General features: G+C 68.2%; 2 protein-coding genes. Both read left to right on the top strand.

The window, feature by feature from the left end; translation table 11 throughout:
* Nucleotides 1-239: 239 nt before the first annotated feature.
* Nucleotides 240-842 (top strand): hypothetical protein, encoded by a 603-nt coding sequence (locus EDF33_RS19970; protein WP_111086138.1) that lies wholly within the window; start codon nucleotides 240-242, stop codon nucleotides 840-842.
* A gap of 31 nt (nucleotides 843-873) precedes the next feature.
* Nucleotides 874-1,850 (top strand): signal peptidase I (locus EDF33_RS19965; protein WP_132100994.1); only part of this gene is annotated, 977 nt, incomplete at its 3' end.

Raw genomic sequence — 1,850 nt, 5'->3', positions numbered from 1 at the left:
GTGACGGCGAGGTGCTGCATCAGGTGCGCGTGCTCGACCTGAGCGCTGTAGAACGCGGCGACCGCCTCGTCCAGCAGTCGATCCTGGTCGGCGTCACTCATCGGAGGAGGGCTTGCGCTCATGATCCCATCTTAGACGAGATCCGTTTGGGACAAAAATTGACTTGAACGAATCTGTAGGTGTAAGGTCTACCTAGCTCGAAATTCGAGTCATGCCTCAACCTGAACGGATCTCCTCTCATGCGTCGCCCGAACCGCACCATCGCCCGTGTCGCCACCCTCGCCGTCATCCCGGCTGCCCTGCTCGCCGCCGGTGTCGCCGTGTCCACCGCGTCGTACTCGGCGTTCTCGGCCACCTCGTCGGACGACGCCAACAACTGGTCGATGGGATCGGTGGCGCTGAGCAACGACGCATCGAACGGTGCGCTCTTCGCTGCGTCGAACCTCAAGCCCGGTTCCACCGGGACGAACTGCATCGCCGTCACCTCGACCGGCTCGCTCCCCAGCGCAGTGAAGCTCTACGCCACGAACGTGCAGCAGACCAAGGCGCTGGCCTCGTACGTCACCCTGCAGGTCAAGCAGGGCAGCGGTGGAGGCTACGGCACGTGCAACGGCTTCACCGCGGCGGCCGGGTCCGACGGTCTCCTGTACAACGACTCCCTCGCGTCGTTCGCGTCCACCCGAACGAGCTACGCCACCGGCGTCGGGACGTGGAAGCCCACCGGCGACAAGTCGGAGACCAAGACCTACCAGATCACCTACACCGTCTCGTCGGATGCCCCGGCCTCCCTGATGGGTGCCACCGCGAGCCTCGGGTTCACCTGGGAAGCACAGAACTCCTGAGCGGCCGGGAGGACACGAGAGGAGGTCGGTCATGCGTCCGTCCGTGTGGGGTCGGTTCGCCGTGGTGCTCGGCGCCCGGGGGATCCTGGCTGCCGTCCTCGGTCTCGTGTTCTGGGCTGTCGCTCCGATGGTCCTCGGCTGGCACACCACCACGGTGATGACCGGCTCCATGGAGCCGTCCCTGCACCCGGGCGACGTCGTGGTGAGCAAGACGGTCACCGCGGGAGAGCTCCGGAAGGGACAGGTGTTGCTCTTCGCCGACCCCGACCACGTCGGCACCCTCCGGCTGCACCGGTTCGACTCCCTCAACAGCGACGGGACCCTCACCACGAAGGGCGACGCGAACCCCTCCGCCGACTCCACACACATCTCCCGGTCCGCGGTCACGGGCGTCGGGTACCTCCGTGTCCCACTCATCGGCACACCCGTCCTCTGGGCTGCGGACCATCGAACGGGCCCGCTCGTCGCCCTCGGTTCGGCCCTCGTCCTCGTCGCTGGACTCGCCGTCCTGCCCGCCGTCGCAGATCCGAGCAGGACGACAGGGGCGTCCCGACGTGGGCCCCGGCATCGTCAGCAGGACCACCGGCCGTGGGCGGTGGGGGCACTCCTCGTCACTTCTGTCTGCACCGTCGCGGCGCTGGCGGTACCTGCTCCGGCGGCCGCCGCGGCCTTCGCCGCCACCGCCACCGCACCCAGCACGATGGCGACCGTGGCCGCGACCCCGGCCACTGCGCTGACGTGCACGTCGAACACGAACGGGTCGGTCACCATCGGGTGGACCTACGACGGGGTGGCACCCGAGCGGTTCACCACGGTCATCGACGGCGTCGCGAGCAGCGACACCAGCGCCGGCACCGCCCGATCCACCACGATCAGCTCCTGGGATCTCTTCTCCTTCCGCACCTCCAGCGTCACCGTCCGCGCCGACGTCACCTCGACGTGGACGACGACCTCCGCCAGCAGCGTCCGCATCAGCACCGTCCGCTTCCTCGGACTCGGCCGCACCAG

The organism is Curtobacterium sp. PhB146, assembly GCF_004342995.1.
Classification (GTDB): Bacteria; Actinomycetota; Actinomycetes; order Actinomycetales; family Microbacteriaceae; genus Curtobacterium.
This window is presented reverse-complemented; position numbering and strand designations above follow the sequence as displayed.